This is a genomic window from Mongoliimonas terrestris, from assembly GCF_001927285.1.
Taxonomy (GTDB): Bacteria; Pseudomonadota; Alphaproteobacteria; order Rhizobiales; family Pleomorphomonadaceae; genus Chthonobacter; species Chthonobacter terrestris.
In genome coordinates this window covers 1-541 of record NZ_MSIG01000065.1, presented here as the reverse complement: position 1 = coordinate 541, position 541 = coordinate 1, and the positions used below count along the sequence as shown (strand labels likewise).

The window sequence follows — 541 nt, the reverse complement described above, 5'->3', positions numbered from 1 at the left end:
CCATTAGATTGAATACGGGTGAGATGTGAATCCTCCATGTGAACAAGAAGACCCGTCTTCTGACTGAAGTAACCAAACAGGACATGCCTTATGATCTCCGCCGGTCCTTCACTCCTGGCCTTCAGTGTCTGGTGGTCTGCAGCGAGCTTCAGAATGAAGCAGTCTTCCCCATTGATATTCTTCTCTCCAATGCAAATCGCTTTGGCAAACATAGCAGCAGTAGTTCTTGGATCAAGTCCCTGCATGCTCAAAAACACAAACCACAACAGCTCAAACCACTCTCCAATGCAAATCGCTTTGGCAAACATAGCAGCAGTAGTTCTTGGATCAAGTCCCTGCATGCTCAAAAACACAAACCACAACAGCTCAAACCACTATGCCAAAAGCCTAAGCATTAAACACTTCAAAAGCATAAAAATTTGCAAGCATTTTGACCTGAAGAGCACGGCGCAAAGGCCTAACCGGGCCCTTTGCCGTGTGTGCACCAAGCCACGGTGTATGCCTCCACACTAGCTTCCCATTGCAACCAGCATGAACTTTG

General features: G+C 47.1%; 1 protein-coding gene. It reads right to left on the bottom strand.

From position 1 onward, the window contains the following. Positions 1 to 341 (bottom strand): DUF620 domain-containing protein (locus tag BUQ68_RS22625; protein WP_139315314.1); only part of this gene is annotated, 341 nt, incomplete at its 3' end. Positions 342 to 541 lie beyond the last annotated feature (200 nt).